The 21,623-nt window shown below is 71.6% G+C and carries 21 protein-coding genes; 3 read left to right on the forward strand and 18 right to left on the reverse strand.

Features of this window, described 5'->3' with window-relative positions:
- Positions 1-28: 28 nt before the first annotated feature.
- From nusB to DEI86_RS03485, 11 genes are all read right to left on the reverse strand, one after another.
- Positions 29-502, reverse strand: coding sequence for a transcription antitermination factor NusB (gene nusB / locus DEI86_RS03435; RefSeq protein ID WP_111025650.1), 474 nt, complete (start codon positions 500-502; stop codon positions 29-31).
- A gap of 12 nt (positions 503-514) precedes the next feature.
- Complete coding sequence (gene efp, locus DEI86_RS03440; protein WP_111009159.1) at positions 515-1,078, reverse strand: elongation factor P; 564 nt, start codon at positions 1,076-1,078, stop codon at positions 515-517.
- A 114-nt stretch (positions 1,079-1,192) separates the two neighbouring features.
- The gene (gene aroB / locus DEI86_RS03445) at positions 1,193-2,293 is read right to left on the reverse strand and encodes a 3-dehydroquinate synthase (protein WP_258368474.1); all 1,101 of its coding nucleotides are present in this window, start codon (positions 2,291-2,293) and stop codon (positions 1,193-1,195) included.
- A complete protein-coding gene (locus DEI86_RS03450) occupies positions 2,290-2,847 on the reverse strand; it encodes a shikimate kinase (RefSeq protein WP_111048896.1) in 558 nt (185 codons plus the stop codon). The genes aroB and DEI86_RS03450 overlap by 4 nt, the downstream gene beginning before the upstream one ends.
- A gap of 77 nt (positions 2,848-2,924) precedes the next feature.
- Positions 2,925-4,157: a chorismate synthase gene (aroC, locus tag DEI86_RS03455; protein ID WP_111048824.1), complete on the reverse strand. Its 1,233-nt coding sequence runs from the start codon at positions 4,155-4,157 to the stop codon at positions 2,925-2,927.
- A 45-nt stretch (positions 4,158-4,202) separates the two neighbouring features.
- Positions 4,203-5,714: an endolytic transglycosylase MltG gene (mltG, locus tag DEI86_RS03460; RefSeq protein ID WP_258376454.1), complete on the reverse strand. Its 1,512-nt coding sequence runs from the start codon at positions 5,712-5,714 to the stop codon at positions 4,203-4,205.
- A 55-nt stretch (positions 5,715-5,769) separates the two neighbouring features.
- A complete protein-coding gene (ruvX, locus tag DEI86_RS03465) occupies positions 5,770-6,213 on the reverse strand; it encodes a Holliday junction resolvase RuvX (protein ID WP_181435103.1) in 444 nt (147 codons plus the stop codon).
- A gap of 5 nt (positions 6,214-6,218) precedes the next feature.
- Entirely contained in the window at positions 6,219-8,876 is a 2,658-nt protein-coding gene (gene alaS / locus DEI86_RS03470; RefSeq protein WP_111035909.1) for an alanine--tRNA ligase, read from the reverse strand.
- An 84-nt stretch (positions 8,877-8,960) separates the two neighbouring features.
- Positions 8,961-9,155: a hypothetical protein gene (locus tag DEI86_RS03475; RefSeq protein WP_111009162.1), complete on the reverse strand. Its 195-nt coding sequence runs from the start codon at positions 9,153-9,155 to the stop codon at positions 8,961-8,963.
- A gap of 117 nt (positions 9,156-9,272) precedes the next feature.
- Positions 9,273-9,902, reverse strand: a complete 630-nt coding sequence (rpsD, locus tag DEI86_RS03480; protein ID WP_111009163.1) for a 30S ribosomal protein S4 — start codon at positions 9,900-9,902, stop codon at positions 9,273-9,275.
- A gap of 257 nt (positions 9,903-10,159) precedes the next feature.
- Complete coding sequence (locus DEI86_RS03485) at positions 10,160-11,521, reverse strand: replication-associated recombination protein A (protein ID WP_111048898.1); 1,362 nt, start codon at positions 11,519-11,521, stop codon at positions 10,160-10,162.
- A 149-nt stretch (positions 11,522-11,670) separates the two neighbouring features.
- On the opposite strand from DEI86_RS03485, the gene DEI86_RS03490 reads away from it, so the two are divergent.
- Complete coding sequence (locus DEI86_RS03490) at positions 11,671-12,510, forward strand: peptidylprolyl isomerase (RefSeq protein WP_111048825.1); 840 nt, start codon at positions 11,671-11,673, stop codon at positions 12,508-12,510.
- A gap of 170 nt (positions 12,511-12,680) precedes the next feature.
- On the forward strand, positions 12,681-13,913 hold the full coding sequence (locus tag DEI86_RS03495) for a DUF349 domain-containing protein (RefSeq protein WP_181439687.1): 1,233 nt from the start codon (positions 12,681-12,683) through the stop codon (positions 13,911-13,913).
- 66 nt (positions 13,914-13,979) lie between these two features.
- On the opposite strand, the gene DEI86_RS03500 is transcribed toward DEI86_RS03495, so the two are convergent.
- Genes DEI86_RS03500 through DEI86_RS03520 form a run of 5 tightly spaced genes read right to left on the reverse strand, consistent with a single transcriptional unit; the run spans position 13,980 to position 17,318 of the window.
- Positions 13,980-14,933 carry a bifunctional riboflavin kinase/FAD synthetase gene (locus DEI86_RS03500; protein WP_111035965.1) on the reverse strand — a complete coding sequence of 318 codons (954 nt, stop codon included), beginning with the start codon at positions 14,931-14,933 and terminating at the stop codon, positions 13,980-13,982.
- Positions 14,934-14,935: 2 nt separating this feature from the next.
- Positions 14,936-15,439 carry a hypothetical protein gene (locus DEI86_RS03505; RefSeq protein ID WP_111035911.1) on the reverse strand — a complete coding sequence of 168 codons (504 nt, stop codon included), beginning with the start codon at positions 15,437-15,439 and terminating at the stop codon, positions 14,936-14,938.
- A gap of 50 nt (positions 15,440-15,489) precedes the next feature.
- Positions 15,490-15,855: a hypothetical protein gene (locus tag DEI86_RS03510; RefSeq protein WP_111035912.1), complete on the reverse strand. Its 366-nt coding sequence runs from the start codon at positions 15,853-15,855 to the stop codon at positions 15,490-15,492.
- Complete coding sequence (gene truB, locus DEI86_RS03515; protein WP_111048827.1) at positions 15,852-16,787, reverse strand: tRNA pseudouridine(55) synthase TruB; 936 nt, start codon at positions 16,785-16,787, stop codon at positions 15,852-15,854. Before truB ends, DEI86_RS03510 begins: the two co-directional genes overlap by 4 nt.
- Before the next feature lie 54 nt (positions 16,788-16,841).
- Positions 16,842-17,318 (reverse strand): hypothetical protein, encoded by a 477-nt coding sequence (locus tag DEI86_RS03520; RefSeq protein ID WP_111013244.1) that lies wholly within the window; start codon positions 17,316-17,318, stop codon positions 16,842-16,844.
- Between the two features lie 103 nt (positions 17,319-17,421).
- Between DEI86_RS03520 and DEI86_RS03525 the strand changes: the two genes are divergently transcribed.
- Positions 17,422-18,291 carry an A/G-specific adenine glycosylase gene (locus DEI86_RS03525; RefSeq protein ID WP_111048899.1) on the forward strand — a complete coding sequence of 290 codons (870 nt, stop codon included), beginning with the start codon at positions 17,422-17,424 and terminating at the stop codon, positions 18,289-18,291.
- Here DEI86_RS03525 and rbfA read toward each other — a convergent pair.
- Positions 18,267-18,749: a 30S ribosome-binding factor RbfA gene (gene rbfA, locus DEI86_RS03530; RefSeq protein ID WP_111035914.1), complete on the reverse strand. Its 483-nt coding sequence runs from the start codon at positions 18,747-18,749 to the stop codon at positions 18,267-18,269. The genes DEI86_RS03525 and rbfA overlap by 25 nt on opposite strands.
- An 87-nt stretch (positions 18,750-18,836) precedes the next feature.
- Positions 18,837-21,599 (reverse strand): translation initiation factor IF-2, encoded by a 2,763-nt coding sequence (gene infB / locus DEI86_RS03535; RefSeq protein WP_111013242.1) that lies wholly within the window; start codon positions 21,597-21,599, stop codon positions 18,837-18,839.
- Between the last annotated feature and the right edge of the window lie 24 nt (positions 21,600-21,623).

A 21,623-nucleotide genomic window follows, 5' to 3' on the forward strand; every position in this document is an offset into this window, starting at 1 on the left:
GCATTAAAGGACTCGATCGCCAGCAACCCTACCGACCCGGATCGGGCTCCGCCACCGCACCGGCGTCGTCGGCCGTCGTGGCCGTCCGTGCCCGCCCGCGGCCGGCGACCGCCCCGAGGACCCCGTTGACGAAGCCGGCGGAGTCGTCGGTGGACAGCGACTGGGCGAGTTCGACGGCCTCGGCGATCGCGACCGCGTCGGGGACCTCGTCGTTCCAGCGGATCTCCCACACCCCCATGCGGAGGATGCAGCGGTCGAGCACGGGCATCCGCGCGATCGTCCAGCCCTGGGCGTGGTCCACGATGATCCGGTCGATCTCCGCGCGGTCGTCGTCCACTCCCGTGACGATCTGGCGTGCGTAGTCCCAGCTCGAGGCCCGCTCGGGCTGGTCGAGGTGGCGGACGGTCTCGGTCGCGAGGACCTCGGCGATGGGCAGGCCGCGGACCTCGGCGACGTAGAGCATGTCGAGTGCGCGTTTCCGCGCCTTCGAACGGGCGCTCATCGAACCCCCGCCTCAGTCGTTGACGCGGCCGAGGTAGTCACCCGTGCGGGTGTCGACCTTGACCTTCGTGCCGGTCTCGAGGAAGAGCGGCACCTGGATCTGGTAGCCGGTCTCGACGGTGGCGGGCTTCGTGCCGCCCGTCGAGCGGTCGCCTTGGAGGCCCGGCTCGGTGTACGTGACCTCGAGCACCACGCTGGCGGGGAGCTCGACGTACAGCGGGTTGCCCTCGTTCATCGCGATGGTGGCCATCGACGACTCGAGCAGGAAGTTCTTGGCGTCACCGACGATCTCGCTCGGGATCGTGACCTGGTCGTAGGTGTCGGTGTCCATGAACACGTAGCCGTCGCCATCCGTGTACAGGTACTGGAAGTCGCGTCGGTCCACCGTCGCGAACTCGAGCTTCGCCCCCGCATTGAACGTGCGGTCGACGACCTTGCCGGACGTGACGTTCTTCATCTTGGTGCGGACGAACGCGCCGCCCTTGCCCGGCTTGACGTGCTGGAACTCGATGACGGACCAGAGCTGGCCGTCCATGTTGAGAACGGCGCCGTTCTTGATGTCCGTGGTGCTCGCCATGCGCGTGTGTTCCGTTCGATGTGGAGATGGTGGTGTTCGTCGGGTGGCCGGAGGCCTCGGACAAGTGTAGCGGAGCCGACCCGGTGCCCCTCCGGGCCGCCCGGGGAGGAGGGGCTAGACCCCGACCTCCTGGTAGGCGGTGAACAGGAGGGCCGGTTCCGGCCCCTCGAGCACGATCGGCTTCGCGAGGCCGTCCAGCACGATGAACCGCAGCATGCCGGCCCGTGCCTTCTTGTCGCGGCGCATCGTCGCGAGTAGGCCCTCCCATCGGCCGAGGGGGTAGGTCGTCGGCAACGAGAGCGACTCGAGCACGGTCCGGTGGCGGTCCACCGTCGCGTCGTCCAGGTGACCGGTCAGCCGCGCGAGTTCGGCCGCGAACACCATGCCCACGGCGACCGCAGCTCCGTGCCGCCACTGGTAGCGCTCCGCGTGCTCGATGGCGTGCCCGAGCGTGTGCCCGTAGTTCAGGATCTCGCGCTTGCCCTGCTCGGTGAAGTCCGACGAGACGACCCGCGCCTTGAGGTCGATCGCGAGCTCGACCACGCGACGGAACTCCGGGGTGGTCGGATCGGTGACGCGGTCGACGTCGCGCTCGATCGTGTCGAGGATCTCGGGCACGGCGATGAACCCGGCCTTCACGATCTCGGCGAAGCCCGTGAGGATCTCGTTCCTCGGCAGCGTCGTGGCCAGGTCGAGGTCGACGACGACGGCGCGGGGCGCGTAGAAGGCACCGACGAGGTTCTTGCCCTCGTTCGTGTTGATCCCCGTCTTGCCGCCGACGCTCGCGTCGACCATGCCGAGCACGCTCGTCGGCACCTGCACGAGCGCGACCCCGCGGAGCCACGTCGCGGCCACGAACCCGGCGAGGTCGGTGACCGCACCACCCCCGAGCCCCACCACGGCGTCCGTCCGCGTGAAGTCGGCCTGCCCGAGGATCTGCCAGCAGAAGGCCGCGACCTCGACCCGCTTGGCGGACTCGGCGTCGGGCACCTCGGCGATGAGGGCCTCCAGACCGGCGTCGACGAGACGCGCGCGGAGCACCTCGGCCTGCTCCGCGAGCGGCGCAGCGTGCACGATGAGCACCTTCGCGACGCCGCGCGGCAGGACCGTCGGCACCGCCTCGAGGAGACCGTGCCCGACGGCCACGACGTACCCGTCGTCCCCGCCCACCCGGATCTGCGTCGTGCCGTCCGGCAGCGCCGTGCTCGTCGTCATGGTTCCTCCTCTGGTGCCGGCGCGCCGGCGGCCGCCACTGGTGCCGATGCTGGTCCTGGTGTCTCGGCGGCGCGGACCCAGGCGACGACGTCGTCGACCACGCGGCTCATCGGACGCCGTGAGGTGTCCACGACCACGTGCGCGAGGGACGCGTACGTCGCTGCGCGCACATCCGCGATCGCGGTCCACGCGTCGATGCCGCCGACGGCCAGGAGCGGGCGGTCGGTCCCGACGATGCGCTCGGCGACGGCGTCGGCCGAGACGGTGAGCAGCACCACCCGGCACGTCGCGATGGCCGCACGGGTGGCGTCGTGCGTGACGGCGCCACCACCCACCGCCACGAGGCCGCCCGTGTCGAGCGCGGCGTCGACCGCGGCCCGCTCGAGGTCGCGGAACGCCGCCTCGCCGCGTTCGGCGAAGATGCGGTCGATGGATCCGTGTTCCCGCACGATCTCACGGTCGGTGTCGGTGAAGGGCACGCCGAGCGCCTTCGCCGCGCGCTTGCCCACGGTCGACTTGCCTGCGCCCATCGGACCGATGAGCACCACGGGCACCGCCAGCCGATGCAGCCGGGTCCACGTGTCGTCGTGGCGAGCGACGCCCGACGGTCCGGAGCCCGGCGGCGTCGCGCTCACAGGGACGGTGTGGGCTGCTGAACGTCGGCGGACGACGTCACGCCACGCGTCCGCAACGACGCCGGGATCGCCGCGAGGTACGCGTCGAGGTTCCGCTTGGTCTCGCCGACGGAGTCGCCGCCGAACTTCTCGAGCACGGCGTCGGCCAGGACGAGCGCCACCATCGCCTCGGCGACGACGCCCGCGGCCGGTACGGCACAGACGTCCGAGCGCTGGTGGTGCGCCGAGGCGTCCTCGCCGGTCGCGACGTCGACCGTGTGCAGTGCGTGGGGCACCGTCGCGATCGGCTTCATCCCGGCGCGGACGCGGAGGACCGTGCCCGTGGACATGCCGCCCTCGGTGCCGCCGGCGCGGTCGGACGTGCGGTAGATCTCGCCGTCGGCCTGGAACAGCTCGTCGTGGGCCGCGGAACCCCGCCGCGCCGCCGTCGCGAAGCCGTCACCGACCTCGACGCCCTTGATCGCCTGGATGCCCATGATCGCGGCGGCGAGCCGGGCGTCGAGACGCCGGTCCCACTGCACGTGGGACCCGAGCCCCGGCGGGAGACCGTAGAACAGCACCTCCACGACGCCGCCGAGCGTGTCGCCGTCCTTCTTGGCGGCCTCGACCTCGGTGACCATGCGCGCGCTCGTGGCGGCGTCGAAGCACCGCAGCTGGTCGTCGTCGAGCCGGTCGATGTCCGTGGGCACGGGCAGCGGCGCGTCGTCCGGTACCCGCACCGTGCCGACCTGCAGCGTGTGGCTCACCGACGTGATGCCGAGTTCCGCCAGGAACGACTTGGCGACGGCGCCGAGTGCGACTCGCGCCGCGGTCTCGCGCGCCGACGCGCGCTCGAGGATCGGACGCGCCTCGTCGAACGCGTACTTCTGCATGCCCACGAGGTCGGCGTGGCCCGGTCGGGGTCGGGTGAGCGGCGCGTTGCGACCGCGAGAGGCGTCCGTCGTCTCGACCGGCTCGGCGTTCATCACCTCGACCCACTTGGGCCACTCGGTGTTCCCGACGCGGATCGCGATCGGGCTGCCGAGGGAGGACCCGTGGCGGACACCGCTCGAGATGTGCAGCTCGTCCTGCTCGAACTTCATGCGGGAACCACGACCGTACCCGAGCTTGCGGCGCGCGAGGTCGGCGCGGATCTGCTCGTACGACACCGGGACGCCGGCCGGCAGCCCCTCGAGCACGGCGATGAGTTCGGGTCCGTGGGACTCACCTGCGGTCAACCAGCGAAGCATGGTGTCCATCCTCCCACAGCCCGAACGGCCGGCCGCCGCCCGGGATCACTTGTAGTCGGGGTGGGCCTTCATCCACGCCTGCCACTGGGCGACCGCGGCCTCGTGTTCCGCGTAGGTCGTCGAGAACACGGTCGCTCCGGTCTGCAGGTCGACCGTCACGAAGTACAGCCAGCTGCCGGCCGCGGGATGCATGACCGCGTTGATGGCGATGTCGCCCGGGTTCGAGATCGGACCGGGCGGGAGCCCCTTGTGCTGGTACGTGTTGTACGGGTTGCCCGCGTCCGCGCGCTCGGCGTCGGTCGTGGTCACCCGGTCCGTGTGCCCGGTGCCGTACGCGACCGTCGCGTCCGACTGGAGCGGCATGCCCTGGTCGATGCGGTTCTGGAACACCCGGGCCACCTTCGGGTAGTCGGCGGCGAGTCCGGCTTCCTTCTGCACGACCGAGGCGAACGTCACGACGCGCGCGCGTTCGGCCACCGGCACCCCCGCGTCGTCGAGGTGCTGGTTCATGGTGTCGACCATCGACTGGAAGTACTGCGTTGCCGTCCACGACGGGTTGATCGGGTACGTGGCGGGGAACAGGTAGCCCTCGAGGCTCGTCACGCCCGCAGGGAGGCCGTAACCCGAGACGTCCGCGGCGGCGGCGGTCACCGACGCCTGGGTGAGGCCGGCCTTGCTCACGAGTGACGCCTCGACGTCCTTGAGCACCGTGCCCTCGGGGATCAGGACGGTCGCGGTCACCTTGTTCGCGCTGTCCTGCAGCGCCGCGAGGGCCGCCTTCGCGCTCATGTGGTGCTTGAGCTGGTATGAACCCGGCTGGAACTGGACGTCCTGCTTGGTGAGGAGGAGCTGGTAGAACGCGGTCGAGGTCTTGACGACACCGCTCCGGTGCAGGGTCTTCGCGACGTCGCTGCCGATGTCGCCCTCCTTGATGGTGACCGTCACCTTGCCCGTGCCGCTCCCCGTGTAGTCGGTGGGTTCCTGCTTCTTCGTCAGGCTCGCGACGACCGACTGGACCTTCGGCACCACGAACAGGGTGGCGCCGGCACCCCCCGCGAGCACGATGGCGACGATCACGATGCCCGCGACGACCGCGCCCCGCGAGCGACGGCGGCGCGGCGGCTGCGAACGCCGGGAGGCCCCACCGCGACGCCCGGAGCGACGCCCGTCGCCGACTCCCCCGTCGCGGCCCGCCGCTGCTCCGACGGCGACCGCGGCGGCATCCTGCTCGGCCCGGCCGGGCGCGTCTCGGTCGGCGGTCTCGTCGTCGTGGTGGCCGAACAGCGCACGGACGTCGCTGTGGTGGTGGTCCTGTGGGTCGGTGACGACGTCGTCGCCCCCGCTGCTGCGGTCGGCCCGGGCCGCGGCCTCTCGAGCTGCGCGGCGGGTCAGGTGGGGAGGACGAGCATCGGCGGCGCTGGGTCCGAGCGGAGCTCCGGCGCGGTCCGGAGCGGAAGGTGCCCGGTCGTCGGCGGCCCCGACGGCGCGGTCGTCACGCTGCTGGTCGGCATCGTCGCCGGGCGCGATGATCGCACGCCAATCAAGGTCGTCTGCCACGCTGCTCGATGTTCCTCGGGTCGGTGTTGCTCGGATCGGGTCGCTCTCGCACGAGTCACGGGATCAGTGACCCCGGCGGAGTGCCTCCCGAGCGCTCTCGGTCGAGCGCATGTTGCAGAATGATAACAGCGGCGGCTTGATCGATGACGGCTCGCGATCTCCGGCTGTCCCGGCCCGCCTCGCGCATGCCCCGCTGGGCACTCACGGTCGACAGCCGTTCGTCCACGAGGCGCACCGGGACCCGCGTCGCGATCCGTGCGGCGAAGGCCCGCGCGTCCGTGGTCGACGGGGTGTCGTCCCCGGACAGCGACAACGGGAGCCCGACGATCACCTCGATCGCGTCGTACTCCGCCGCGAGCTCGAGGATCCGGGGCACGTCTCGCCGGTCATCGCGACGGACGGTCTCGACCGGGGTGGCGAGCAGGCCGTCGCGGTCCGACACCGCCACCCCGATGCGCGCCCGTCCGACGTCGACGCCGAGGCGTCTCCCGGTGCGCACGCCGGTCAGGCGCCGAGACGATCGGTGACCGCGCGGAGCGCTGCGGGGAGCGCCGCCACGTCGGTGCCGCCGCCCTGGGCGAGGTCCGGCTTGCCGCCGCCGCCCCCGCCGAGGACGCCGGCGGCCTCCTTCGCGAGGGGGCCCGCCTGGACGCCGTGCTGTCGAGCGGCGTCGTTGGTGGCGACGATGACGGCCGGTTTGCCGTTCACGACCGCACCGAGCACGACGACGGCCGCGTCCGTGCCGAGCTGCCCGCGCACGGCGGTCGCGAGGGACCGGAGGTCGTCCGACGAGTTCAGGCCATCGACCGTCTGCGCGACGACGGTGGTGTCACCGACCTTGCCAGCGGTCCGAGCGATGCCCGGGACGCGCTGCTGCAGGTTCGCCGACTCGAACTCGGCGATCCGCTTCTCGGCGCTCTTGAGGTCGGCCATCAGTCCGGCGACGCGGGCGGGGAGGTCCTCGCGCGGCGCCTTCAACGCGCTCGACAACTGCGACACGATGGTCCGCTCGACGGCGAGGTCGCGGAAACCCTCGAGCCCGACGAGCGCCTCGACACGGCGGTTCGTCGACCCGACGCTGCTCTCGCCCACGAGGTTGACGAGCCCGACCTGGGCGCTCGACGCCACGTGCGTGCCACCACACAGCTCGCGCGACCAGGGTCCGCCGATGTCGACCATCCGGACCTCGGACCCGTACTTCTCGCCGAAGAGTGCCTGCGCCCCGAGCGCCTTCGCCTCGTCGAGCGGCAGGACACGGGTCGTGACGTCGAGGTCGGACCGGATGGCGCCGTTCACGACGTCCTCGATCTCGGTCCGCGTCGCGAGGGACACGGGCTGGCTCCACGAGAAGTCGAGCCGCATGTACCCGGCCTTGTTGTACGAGCCGGCCTGCAGCGCGTCGGGCCCGAGGATCTCGCGCAGTGCCGCGTTCACCAGGTGCGTCGCGGAGTGGGCCTGGGTCGCACCGCGCCGGTACTCGGCGTCGACCACCGTGGTCGCGGCGTCACCGACCCCGACCTCGCCCGACCGCACCTGCACCGTGTGGCTGTACAGGCCCGCGACCGGCTTCTGCACATCGAGCACCTCGAGGTCGAAACCGTTGCCGACGATCGATCCCTGGTCGGCGTCCTGTCCGCCCGACTCCGCGTACAGCGAGGTCTCGGCGAGGACGATCTCGGCGATGTCGCCCGCCACCGCGCGGTCCACGCCCCGGCCGTCGACGATGATCCCGAGCACACGGGTCTCGGTCTCGAGGGTGTCGTACCCCGTGAACACGGTCTCGCCCTGGGCACGGAAGGCGCTGTAGACGCTGAGGTCCGCCAGCGCGCGCTTCTTGCTCTTGGCGTCGGCCTTGGCACGAGCACGCTGGTCCGCCATGAGGGTGTCGAACGCCGCGCGGTCGACACGCAGGCCGGCCTCCTCGGCCATCTCGAGCGTGAGGTCGATCGGGAACCCGAACGTGTCGTGCAGGAGGAACGCGGTGTCGCCGCCGATCGGGGCACCCCCGTCCTGCTTGGCGCGGTCGACGGCGACGTCGAGGATGGTCGTGCCCTGCTCGAGCGTGCGGAGGAACGCGTCCTCCTCGGCGAAGGCGAGCCGCGCGATGCGGTCGAAGTCATCGTGGACCTCGGGGTACGCGGCCTTCATGGCGTCGCGGGACGCCGGGAAGAGCTCCGGGAAGGTGGCGTCCTGGACCCCGAGGAGTCGCATCGCGCGGACCGAACGCCGGAGCAGCCGCCGGAGGATGTACCCGCGGCCCTCGTTCGACGGCTGGACACCGTCCGACATGAGCATCAGCGACGACCGGACGTGGTCCGCGATGACGCGCATGCGGACGTCGTCACCGTGGTCGGCGCCGTACCGACGACCGGAGAGCTCCGCGGCGCGGTCGAGCACCGGGCGGACCTGGTCGATCTCGTACATGTTGTCGACGCCCTGCTTGAGGAAGGCGACGCGCTCGAGACCCATGCCCGTGTCGATGTTCTTGCTCGGGAGCTCCCCGACGATCTCGAAGTCGTACTTCGAGCGGACGTCCTGGATCTGGTACTGCATGAACACGAGGTTCCAGATCTCGACGTAGCGGTCGTCGTCGGTCGCGGGGCCGCCGTCGGCGCCGTAGGCAGGACCGCGGTCGAAGAAGATCTCGGAGCAGGGGCCCGCCGGGCCGGGTTGACCGGTCGACCAGTAGTTCGTGTCCTTGTCGAGCCGCTGGATGCGCTCGTCCGGCAGCCCGGCGATCTGCTTCCAGTACCGGATGGCCTCGTCGTCGTCCTTGTACACGGTGACCCAGAGGTCCTTCGGGTCGAACCCGAGACCCCCGTCCGACTCGTTCGACGTGAGCAGCTCCCACGCGTACGTGATCGCCTGCTCCTTGAAGTAGTCGCCGAACGAGAAGTTCCCGTTCATCTGGAAGAACGTGCCGTGCCGCGGCGTCCGCCCGACCTCTTCGATGTCGTTCGTGCGGATGCACTTCTGCACGCTCGTGGCCCTGGGGAACGGCGCCGGCACCAGACCGGACAGGTACGGGATGAACGGGACCATCCCCGCGACGGTGAACAGCAGCGAGGGGTCGTCCGACACGAGCGAGGCGGAGGGGACGACGGTGTGGCCACGGTCCCCGAAGTACTCGAGCCAGCGGCGGCGGATGTCAGCGGTCTGCATGGTGCTTCCTGGTCGTGACGGTGGACTGGCGGGGTGACGGAAGGCGCCCCCGGGCGGAGACCGGGGCCGGCCGCACCGATGGGGTCAGGCGTGGTCGCCGGGGCGCGCCCGCAACTCGGCCTCGCGCGAGCGGTAGCCATCGGCGACGGCGGATGCGAAGGCCTTCGCCGCCGATCCGGCCCGGACCACGGGGCGCTGGGCAGCCTGCGACCGGTCGACCCGCCGCGCGAGGACGAACCCCACCACGAGACCGACGGCGACGAAGAACAGCTGCTTCACGTCCGGCTCCCTCCCACACCCGCAGGCGTGCCCTGCCCAGCTTAGTGCGGTCCGCCGGAACGCCGGAGGGCGGGCCGTCCGCTGTGGACGACCCGCCCTCGGCGGTGGTGCTGTGGATCAGCGGGCGGCGTAGTACTCGACGACCAGCTGGACCTCGCAGGTCACGGGGACCTCGGCGCGCTTCGGGCGACGCACGAGGCGGGCCTGGAGCTTGTCGATCTCGACCTCGAGGTACCCGGGCACCTTCGGGAGGACGTCCAGGTGACCACCGGCGGCGGCGACCTGGAACGGCTCGAGCGACTCGGAGCGCTGCTTGACGTGGATCAGCTGCCCCGGCTTGACGCGGAACGAGGGACGGTCGACGAGCTTGCCGTCGACCAGGATGTGGCGGTGCACGACGAGCTGGCGTGCCTGCGCGGTGGTCCGGGCGAAGCCGGCGCGGAGGACGAGCGCGTCGAGACGCTCCTCGAGGAGCTCGACGAGGCTCTCACCCGTCAGGCCCTTCGACTTGCGGGCCTCTTCGAAGACGATGCGGAGCTGCTTCTCGCGGATGCCGTACTGGGCACGCAGACGCTGCTTCTCACGGAGGCGGACGGCGTAGTCGCTGTCGGCCTTGCGGCGGGTGCGACCGTGCTCACCCGGCCCGTAGGGGCGCTTCTCGAGGTAACGGGCCGCCTTCGGCGTCAGCGGGATGCCGAGCGCGCGCGACAGGCGGGTCTTGCTGCGGGAACGTGACTTGGTAGACACAGGGTCCTTTTCTGTACTGAACGAACGGATCACGGTGGCCCCGCCGTGCGCACACGACGATCACCTGCGGAGCTCCGCTGACGCGGATCGGACCGCCCGTGACGGGATCCAGAGGGATGAGCCTGTGGGATCGGACGGCTACAGTCCGAACCGCGGTCACTGCGGTCCTCGACGCAGCCGCACGCGAGGACCCGGACGTGGGCGCGAACAGCATAGCAGGGCGGCCGCGGCCGTCGGAAGCAGCGAGGCCGTCCGTGTCAGGATCCGCGGATGATGCGCCGCAGTCGGTCGAGTCGCGGTCCGACCTCGCGCTCGTTCCCGTTCGTCGTGGGGCTGTAGTACTCGGTGCCCTCGAGGACGTCGGGGAGGTACTGCTGTCGCGCAACCCCGTGCTCGGCGTCGTGCGCGTAGACGTACCCCTTGCCGTGGCCGAGCCGCTTCGCACCGGGGTAGTGCGCGTCGCGCAGGTGGGTGGGGACGACTCCCATCCGGCCCGCCCGGACATCGGCGATCGCCGCGTCGATGCCGGTGTACGCGGCGTTCGACTTGGGTGCGGTGGCGAGGTAGACCACCGCCTCGGCGAGGGGGATGCGGCCCTCGGGCATCCCGATCAGCTGCACGGCCTGGGCTGCGGCGACCGCGATCGGGAGCGCCTGGGGATCGGCCATCCCGATGTCCTCGGACGCCGAGATGATCACCCGGCGCGCGATGAACCGCGGGTCCTCGCCCGCCTCGATCATGCGGGCCAGGTAGTGCAGCGCGGCATCGACGTCGCTGCCACGGATCGACTTGATGAACGCGCTGATGACGTCGTAGTGCTCGTCCCCCTGCCGGTCGTACCGCAGGAGCGCGCGGTCCACCGCGGCCGCGATCGTCTCGGCCGTGACGACGGGCACGGTCTCGTGGTCGTCCGACGCCGCGATCGCCGACTGCGCGGCCGCCTCGAGGGCGGTCAGGGCACGGCGGGCGTCACCCGAGGCGAGTCGGACGAGCGCCGCACGGGCCTCGTCACCGAGGACGACGGTCCCGGCCAGTCCACGAGGATCCTCCACGGCGCGGTCGACCAGGGTCCCGAGGTCCACGTCGGACAGCGGGCGCAGTGTCAGGAGCAACGACCGGGAGAGCAGGGGCGCGATGACCGAGAACGAGGGGTTCTCGGTCGTCGCGGCGATGAGGACGACCCAGCCGTTCTCGACCCCCGGCAGCAGGGCGTCCTGCTGGGCCTTGCTGAACCGGTGGATCTCGTCGAGGAACAGGACGGTGGTCGAGCCGTAGAGATCGCGGTGGGCGAGGGCGCGCTCCATCACCTCACGCACGTCCTTGACGCCTGCGGTGACGGCGCTCAGTTCGACGAAGGCCCGACCGGAAGAACGGGCGATGGCCTGCGCGATGGTGGTCTTGCCGGTGCCCGGTGGACCCCAGAGGATGACCGAGACGCCACCGGGACGGTCGTCCGCTCCGGACGCCAGGGACACGAGTGGTGATCCGCGCCCGAGCAGGTGCCCCTGCCCGGCGACCTCGTCGAGGCTCGTCGGCCGCATGCGCACGGCGAGCGGCGCCGCGCCCTGACCGACGCCCGGCGCGCTCTGCACGCCCGTCACCGACCGGTCCGCTGCCATGTCCCCCATGGTAAGCGGCGGCACCGACACGATGCGCGGGACCGGGAGGACGCCACCACCGCAGGCCGCGGCGATCGGTCATCGGGTCGTCCACTACGATCCTCCCTGGCACCGGGGCGGCCGGGACGCGGGACCAGGGCGGAGGACACGTGGCACCGAGGAACCAGGGCAGGGATGCCAGGGAGGCGCGCGACCGCCTCCGTCTGTACCAGGCGCGCCAGGGCCTCCACGACCGGCGACGCCGGAGGCGGCGGCGGGACGACCTCGTCGCACTCGTCGCACTCGTCGTCGTCGCGGCACTCGCCACGGGCTCACAGCTCGTGCACGACGAGCGGGCGACGGCCTCCGCATCGGCATCGGCATCGGCATCGGCATCGGCATCGGCGTCGGCGTCCGCCACGAGCACGCCGACCCCGTCCGCCAGCGCCACCGCGGCGGACACCGGGAACGTGCCGAGCGCGTCCATCGCGAAGGCCTCGACCTGGACCGGCAGGCTCACGCTCAACAAGACGGTCACGTTGGACATCGAACTCGACGGGAAGGCCGCACCCCAGTCGACGAGCGTCCTGGTCGACCTCATCCGCAAGCAGTTCTACGACGGCACGTCCTGCCACCGGCTCAGCGTCACGAAGGGGGCACAGTTCATCCAGTGCGGCTCCGCCAACGGCGACGGCACCGGGGACGCCGGGTTCGAGTACGGACCGCTCGAGAACGTCCCCGCGGACGGCGACTACCCGACCGGCACGATCGCCATGGCCAGGAGCAGCTCGCAGTACTCCCAGAACACGCAGTTCTTCATCACCTACGGTGACACGCACCTCGACGGCTCGACCGGCGGCTACACGGTCGTCGGCAAGGTGACCGCGGGGCTCCCCCGGCTCCGGAAGACGATCACGTCGAAGGGGATCGGCACCGCTGGCAGCGACGGTACCGGTGCACCGAAGGTCCCCACGACCATCACGGGCGCGACCATCGCCATCGAGCGGTGACCCACGGCCTCCCCGGCGGAATGGTTGGTCCTGTGTCGGAGGTGCCGCCGCCACCGGCCGCCCACGCCCCTGGCAAGTGACCCGTCGCCATCACAGCCCGTGCAATAGGCTGGCGTCCTGACCGGCCGACGGTGACGTCGGCGAGCACGACCACGATCGAGGCGAGACCTGTGGGACCTGACGAAGCAACGAGCTGGGGGCGAGTCGACGAGACCGGGACGGTGTACGTCCGGTACGGCGACGGCGAGCGTGCGGTCGGTGAGTACCCCGACGCCGCCCCGGAGGAAGCCCTCGCCTACTACGCCCGGAAGTACGCCGACCTCGAGGGTCAGGTGCGGATCGCCGAGCAGCGCGCGCAGCGCGGCGCTTCGGCGTCGGACATCGGCCGGACGGTCGAGCACCTCCGCACGGCGCTCGCCGACGCTCGGGTGGTCGGCGACATCCAGGCCCTCGAGCGGCGCGTGGACGTCCTCGGCGAGCAGGTCGGCTCCCTCGGTCGCGAGCAGGCCGAACAGGCCGAGCAGGCCCTGACCGACGCGCTGGCGTACCGACGGGGCCTCGTCGAGGAAGCCGAGGCACTGGCGGCGGTGGATCCGGCACGGGCGCAGTGGAAGCAGATCACCACGCAGCTCGACGACGTCTTCGCCCGGTGGCAGCGGCACCAGCACGATGGTCCACGGATCCCGAAGAACGAGGGCAACGAGCTGTGGAAGCGGTTCCGCACCGCCCGTTCCACCGTCGACCAGCACCGCCGTGCCTTCTACGCCGACCTCGACGCGCAGCACCGCGAGGCACGGTCCCGCAAGCAGGAGCTCGTCGACCAGGCCGAGGCGCTCGCGACCCGCGGCTCGGACGGCATCCCCGCGTACCGCCAACTGCTCGAGGACTGGAAGCACGCCGGCCGCGCGGGCAAGCGGTACGACGACGCACTGTGGAGCCGGTTCAAGGCCGCGGGTGACGTCCTCTTCGCGCAGAAGCACGACGAGGTCGCCCGCGAGTCCGAGGAGTACACGGCGAACCTCGACGCGAAGCTCGCGCTGCTGACCGAGGCCGAGCCCCTGCTGCAGGAGACCGACCGGGTCGCGGCACGCCGACGCCTGACCGACATCCAGCGCCGGTGGGACGAGATCGGTCGCGTGCCGCGCGACCGCGTCCGCAGTGTCGAGGACCGCATGCGTGCGATCGAGTCGCACGTCCGCGGGCTCGAGGACGAGCACTGGCGCGAGTCGGACCCCGAGCGCAAGGCCCGGTCCGCCGGGCTCGCGAGCCAGCTCGAGGACGCCATCGGCAAGCTCCAGGCCGAGCTGAACGACGCCGAGGCCTCGGGCGACACCGCTCGGATCAAGGCCGCGCAGGAGGCCCTGGACGCCAGGAGGATCTGGCTGGACGCACTGGGATCGTGACGTCGTCGGCGACCCGCTCGTCGGACATGCCCGGGTCGCGCCGCCGGCCGCTGGTCGACCCAGCAGCTAGTCGACGCCCAGGATCAGCCGGATCTCGCGGTCGTCCTGCCGCATCTGCGCCGCGAGCGCGTCCATGCCGTCGAACGCGACCATGCCGCGCACGTAGGCGACGAACATCACCGTGATGACGTCGTCGTACAGGTCGATGTCGACGTCGAGCAGGTGCGCTTCGATCTGCTTCTCGGGGACGCCCTCGAACGTCGGGTTGTTCCCGACGGAGACCGCGGCCGGGTAGGTCCGGCCCCGATGCAGCACCCGCGCGGCGTACACGCCGTCCGCGGGCACGAACCCCTCGCAGTCGGGATCGAGGTTGGCGGTCGGGTAGCCCATCTCGCGCCCGCGCTCGTTGCCGTGCACCACCGTGCTCCGCACGGCGTGGTCGCGGCCGAGCAGCCGCGCGGCCTCCGCGACGCGACCGACGGACAGCAGCTCGCGGATCCAGGTCGACGAGACGCGCCGTTCCCCCGCGGGCCGGCCGTCGTCGACGAGGTCCACGTCATCGATCAACCGGACGGAGAACCCGTGCTGCTCGCCGAGGCGCCGGAGCAGGTCGACGTCGCCGGCACCGCGGGCGCCGAACCGGAAGTCGCTCCCGACGAGCACGACCCGTGCGTGGAGGGCACCCACGAGGACGCGCGCGACGAACTCGGCGGCGGGCAGCGACTGCAGGGACTGGTCGAACGGCAGCAAGAGGGTCGCGTCCACCCCGGCCGCCTCGAGCAGCTCGCGCCGCTGCCGGATGCTCGTGAGCGCCGGTGGCACGTGCCCGGGATCGAGCACCGACAGCGGGTGACGGTCGAAGGTCACGACGGTGGACACGAGGTCGTGTTCACGCGCGGCGTCCTCGAGCTGCGCGATGACGGCGCGGTGCCCGACGTGGACGCCGTCGAACTTGCCGATCGTGACCGCGCTCGGACCGAAGCCCGCCGGGACCTCGGCGAGGTCGGCGAAGTACTGCATCGTCACTCCCCCGAGGTCGCGGCGTCGGCACGACCGGCCGCGGCCCGTTCCGCGTCCGGCTCGGGCGCGACGCGCGACGACGACGGGTCCGTCGCGATGGCCTGCACAGCGGCGCGGTGGTGGGTCCGCAACCACCACAGCCCGGCGACCGGCAGGACGAGGGGCACCCAGTAGTACCCGGCTCCGAAGCCCGACCACACGGTGTCGTCGGGGAACAGGGCGTGGTCGAACAGCGACAGGAACCCGATGACGACGACTCCGACCATCTCGAACCCGATCGTCACCCAAGCGACGCGGTACCAGGTGCGGCCCGGGGCGATGAGCGCGACCATCGCGACGATGTAGACCACGGCGGACAGGGCACTCAACGTGTAGGCGAACGGCGCGTGGTGGAACTTCTCGATGATCTGCACGACGCTGCGTCCGGTCGCCGCGAGGGCGAGGATGCCGTAGACGGCGATGAGGACGCGACCGATGCCGGTCGCGCGAGAGGACTTGGTCGGCATCGCCCCGATTCTAGCGGCCGGGAGGCGCGGCTCGGTCTGGCGCCGGCCGGTCACGCCTGGGCGAACCAGATCTGGGACATCCGGTAGACCATGACCGCGACGGTGAAGGCTCCCGCTCCGAGCACCACGGTGCTCCACCGGGTGCGGTCGATGAGGGCCCAGACGATCGCCGCAGGTGGGACGAGCAGCACCGACACCGCGTACACCCCGAACTCGAGCGCGTTGCCCCTCGGCGGGTTGCCCACCACGGGTTGCACGATCGCGACGACACCCTGGGCGATGAGCAGGAGCTCGATGAGCACGAGCGCGCCGACGGTCGGGTCGTTCGGCTTCCAACCGATCAGGCCGACCACGACGCAGAACAGGCCGGTGAGGGCCGCGAAGCCGACCTGGACCCAGGTGAACCAGTCGATCATGCGTCCGCTCCTGTCGGGAAGTTCGTGATGACCCGCAGCGCGCCACGTCGGACGGACACGAGTCCGACGAGGCGGTCGTCCGCCGCGGCGACGGCCGCGACCGGACCGTCGGTGTCGGCCAGGTCGGTCGGCACCCGTTTGCCGTCGCTGAGGTCCCGTGCCGCTGCGGAGTCGAGCACGACCTCCCGGAACAGGACGCGGGCGACGTCCGCCGGACGGCGCAGCCGGGCCCGGACGTCGAGGTCGTCGTCCTCGAGCACGACGGCGTCGGCGACGGCGAACGCTCCGATCCGGGTCCTGCGCAGTGCGGTGAGGTGGCCACCGGTCCCGAGGGCCACCGCGACGTCACGGGCGAGGGCGCGGACGTAGGTGCCGGAGGAACACTCGACGTCGACGTCGAGGTCGACGACCGGGGTCTCCACGCCCTCCACGACCACGACCAGGTCACGCCGGGCCAGGACGTCGAAGCGCGCCACCGTCACACGTCGCGGTTCCAGCTCGACGGTCTCGCCCGCGCGCACCCGGGCGTACGCCCGTCGGCCGTCGACCTTGATGGCGCTGACCGTGCTCGGCACCTGCGCGATGGTCCCCCGCTGCGCGCCCACGGCCTCCTCGAGCCGGACGTCGTCGAGCGCGTCCGGGAGCAGTCCGGGGGACGCGACCACGGCACCGTCGGCGTCGTCGGAGTCGGTCGCGACACCGAGGCGGATCGTCGCGGTGTACCGCTTGTCGAGGCCGACCAGGTGCGTCAGCAGACGTGTCGACGGCCCGACACCGAGGACGAGCAGACCCGTCGCCATCGGGTCGAGGGTCCCGGCGTGCCCGATCTTGCGGATGCCGAAGCGTCGGCGCGCGATCGAGACCGACCGGTGGCTGGAGATGCCGCCCGGCTTGTCGACGAGGAGGATCCCGTTGGGGGCCGGTTCGAGCACCGGGAAAGGGTAGCAGCGCCGGCGCTCAGCCGGCGTCGCACAGGTCGCCTCCGGCTAGCACGCGTCCGCCCAGTTCCGCCGCGGGTGCTCGGGGTCCGTCACGTCGAGGACGGCCGACGCAGCACCCTTCGGGTCGTCCTGACGGACGTACGTGGCGAACGGGTCGTCGGCGCGCGGCTCGGACCGATCGTCGCGCTCGACCCACAGGGACCAGCGCCAGAGGGACCGCACGGAGCGCGACAGCAGACGCTTGCCCGTGACGACGAGGATCCCGGGGTCGGTGCCGATCGTCCGGAACGGATCGACGACCTCGGCTCGGAGGCCATCGGCATCCGTCGAGGACGCCGCGGCGTGCATGGCCTTGACCCCCTGCTGCTCGAGTGCCGCGACGAGGCCCGCTGCGACGCGCTCCAGGTCGACGTCCGGCCCGCCGTCGACGGCGATCACCGTCCGAGCGGCGCCCGCATTGTGCGCGACCTCCGTCGCGATCGCCTGCATGGTGTCGGTCTCCTGCGGTGCCCATCGTGCCATCGCTCCACCGTAGGCTCTCCTGGTGGTCCCCGTTCCGCGCCCCGAGCAGCCCTCGGACGTCTCCCCAGACGTCGTCGCCCGGGAGGCCCGACCCGGCCCCGACATCGCGACCCCGCTCATCGCGTGGTTCCGCCAGCACGGCCGCGACCTCCCGTGGCGACGACCCGGGTTCCCCGCCTGGGGCACGATGGTGAGCGAGATCATGCTCCAGCAGACACAGGTCGCACGGGTCGTCCCACGGCTCGAGGCGTGGCTCGCGCGCTGGCCGACGCCGGCCGCCCTCGCCGCCGACCCGCCGTCCGAGGCGGTCCGTGCCTGGGACCGGCTGGGCTACCCGCGACGCGCGCTCGCGCTGCACGCCGCGGCGACCGCCATCGTCGACCGACACGGGGGCGTCGTCCCATCGGACGTCGACGCCCTCCTCGCGCTCCCCGGCATCGGCGACTACACGGCACGGGCGATCGCGGTGTTCGCCTTCGGGCTGCGCCACCCGGTCGTCGACGTCAACGTCCGCCGGGTCCTCGCCCGGGCGTTGCTCGGGCAGGCCGAGCCGGGGCCGGCGAACGCTCGACGTGACCTGCCGCTGATGGCTGCGGTGCTGCCTCCCGACCTCGAGGACGCGGCTGCGACGAACGCGGCGGTCATGGAGCTCGGCGCGCTCGTGTGCGTCGCGAAGCGGCCCGCATGCGACGTGTGCCCGATCTCCGATCGATGCCGTTGGCGCGCGCAGGGGCACCCCGCGCACGACGGCCCGCGGGCGCCCCGGCAGTCGCGGTTCGCCGGGAGCGACCGACAGGTCCGCGGGCTGATCATGGCCGAACTCCGGGCCAGCGACGTCCCGGTGACCCTGGACGAGATCGCGATGGTGTGGCCCGACGCCGAGCAGCGCGACCGCGCGCTCCGATCGCTGGTGCGGGACGGGCTCGCCGTCGGGTCCGACGCCGTCGGCTACTCGCTGCCCGGGTCCGCCTGACGGGTGACGACGTCGGCCGAGTCCTCGTCGTCGTCCTCGTCGTCGTCGTGTCGGTACGGGTCGGCGTCGCCCGCGTAGGACGCGGCCGACGCCTGTGCCCGCGCCGCGGCGTCGCGGTCACGCGCTTCGGCGAGCAACGCGTCGATGTGCGCAGCGTTCTCCGGCACGGCGTCGGCGATGAACTCGAGGGTCGGGGTCAGCCGAGCCGTGATGTTCTTGCCGACCTCGCTGCGGAGCATGCCGGTCGCGGACTTCAGCGCCGCTGCGGTGTCCTGCCGCTCCTCGTCCGAGCCGTACACGGTGTAGAAGACGGACGCGTGCTGCAGGTCGCCGGTCACCTGGACGTCCGTGATCGTGACGAATCCGAGACGCGGGTCACGGATGCCCTTGTCCAGCCGCCTGGCGACGATCTCCTGGATGCGGTCCGCCATCTTGCGGGCGCGCTGTGGGTCGGCCATGGGGTCCTCCTGGTGGTGTGGGAACGAGGGCGGGGCCCCGCCGGGACGCGGTGTGCGTCCCGGCGCGGCCCCGCCGGACCAGCGGACTCAGCCGCGCGGCTTCTCGACCATCTCGATGGTCTCGATCTCGTCGCCGATCTGGATGTCGTTGTACTTGCCGAGACCGACGCCCGCCTCGAAGTCCGTCCGGACCTCGGTGACGTCGTCCTTGAACCGGCGCAGCGACTCGATGGCGAGCCCGTCGGCGAGCACGACGCCGTCACGGATGACGCGCGCCTTGGCGTTGCGCGTGATCGTGCCGGACCGGACCACCACACCGGCGATGTTGCCGAACTTCGACGAACGGAACACCTCGCGGATCTCCGCCACACCCGACTGGACTTCTTCGAACTCGGGCTTGAGCATGCCCCGCAGGGACTGCTCGATGTCCTCGAGTGCCGAGTAGATGACCGAGTAGAAGCGGATGTCCACACCCTCGCGAGCGGCACGTTCCCGTGCCTTCGTGTCGGGGCGGACGTTGAACCCGATGATGATCGCGTTGTCGACCGTCGCGAGGTTGACGTCCGACTCCGTGACCGCACCGACACCGCGGTGGATGATCCGGAGCTGGACGCTCTCGTCGACCTCGATCTTGAGCAGCGACTCCTCGAGCGCCTCGACGGCACCGGAGACGTCACCCTTGATGATGAGGTTGAGCGCGTCGACCTTGCCCTCTTCGAGTGCACGGGTGAAGTCCTCGAGCGAGATGCGCTTGCGGGCCTTGGCCAGCTGGGCGTTGCGCTCGACGGCCTCGCGCTTCTCGGCGATCTGGCGGGCCGTGCGGTCCTCCTCCGTCACCAGGAAGGTGTCACCGGCACGCGGCACGCTCGACAGACCCTGCACCTGCACGGGACGACTCGGCGTCGCGGCCTCGACCGCGTTGCCGTTCTCGTCCATCATCGCGCGGACGCGGCCGTAGGCGGTACCCGCGACGATCGCGTCGCCGACGTGCAGCGTCCCGGACTGGATGAGCACGGTCGCGACCGCACCGCGTCCCTTGTCGAGACGCGCCTCGATGGCGACACCGCGGGCGTCCTTGTCGGGGTTGGCACGGAGATCGAGTCCCGCGTCGGCCGTGAGCAGCACGGCCTCGAGCAGGGCGTCGATGTTCGTGTTGTTCCGCGCGGACACGTCGACGAACATGACGTCGCCGCCGTACTCCTCGGCCACGAGCCCGTACTCGGTGAGCTGCTGGCGGACCTTGGCGGGGTTCGCGCCTTCCTTGTCGATCTTGTTCACCGCGACCACGATCGGCACGTTCGCCGCCTGGGCGTGGTTCAGGGCCTCGACCGTCTGCGGCATGATGCCGTCGTCGGCCGCGACCACGAGGATCGCGATGTCCGTCACCTGGGCACCACGGGCACGCATGGCGGTGAACGCCTCGTGACCCGGGGTGTCGATGAACGTGATCGGGCGCTCGATGCCCTCGTGCTCGGTGATGACCTGGTACGCACCGATGTGCTGCGTGATGCCGCCAGCCTCACCCGCGACGACGTTCGCGTTCCGGATCGCGTCGAGCAGGCGGGTCTTGCCGTGGTCGACGTGACCCATGACCGTGACGACCGGCGGACGAGCGACGAGGACCGAGTCGTCCTCGTCGTCGAGCTCGGCGTCGAGGTCGATGTCGAAGCCCTCCAGGAGCTCCTTGTCCTCGTCCTCCGGGGAGACGATCTGGATCTTGTAACCGAGCTCCTCGCCGAGGACCTCGAAGGTCGCCTCGTCCAGCGACTCGGTCGCGGTCGCCATCTCACCGAGGTGGAACAGCACCGTCACGAGGTTGCCGGGGCTCGCGTCGATCTTGTCCGCGAAGTCCGAGATGCTCGCACCACGACGCAGCCGGACGACCGTGTTGCCGTCGCCGCGCGGGACCTGCACGCCGCCGATCGACGGCGCCTGCCGCATCTCGTACTCGGCGCGCTTCGTCCGCTTCGACTTGCGAGCGCGGCTCTTGCCGCCACCACGACCGAACGCACCAGCGGTGCCACCACCCGGACCACGGCCACGACCGCCACCGCCGGCCGGACGCGCGGGTCCGAAACCGGGGCGCTGGAATCCGCCACCGGCACCGGCTCCGGCACCACCGGGACGCTGGAAGCCACCGCCCTGGCCGCCACGGCCGGGCCCACCCGGACGCTGGCCGAAGCCGTTCGGACGCGCACCCTGACCAGGCCCACCCGGACGCGGAGCACCGGGGCGGGGAGCACCCGGACGCGGCGGCTGCGGACGCGGGATGCCACCCGTACCGCCACCCGGACGCGGCATGCCCTGGTTCTGCGAGAACGGGTTGTTGCCGGGGCGGGGCGGGCGCGAGCCCATGCCCTGACTCGACGAGTAGGGGTTGTTGCCCGGGCGCGCGCCGCCCGGCTTCGGGCCGGGGCGTGCGGCGCCCGGCTTCGGCGCCGTCGACGATGCGGCACCGTCGACCTTGTCGGCCTGGTTCTTCTGCGCCTGGGCCTTCTGAGCGGCCTCGGCCTGCGCCTGCCGCTCGGCCACCGACATGGGGGCGGCCGGACGCGGCGCGTCGTTCACCGAGGGCTGCTCCGCTGCGACGGGCGCGGCGGGCGCGGGTGCCGGTGCAGCGGGGCGCGGTGCCTGCGGGCGCGGCGCGGCCTTCGGTGCCGCCGGCTTGGTCGCCGACGACGACGTCGCGCCGGATGCCTCGAGCGCCGCGCGGAGCTTGCGGGCGACGGGCGGCTCGATGCTCGAGCTCGGGCCCTTGACGAACTCGCCGAGCTCCTTGAGCTTCTCGAGCGCGGTCTTGCTGTCGACACCGAGCTCGCTGGCGATCTCGTGTACGCGTGGTTTTGCCACTGTTCTCCTTCTCGGGTCCCACCC

This window comes from Curtobacterium sp. MCBD17_028 (genome assembly GCF_003234875.1).
Classification (GTDB): Bacteria; Actinomycetota; Actinomycetes; order Actinomycetales; family Microbacteriaceae; genus Curtobacterium.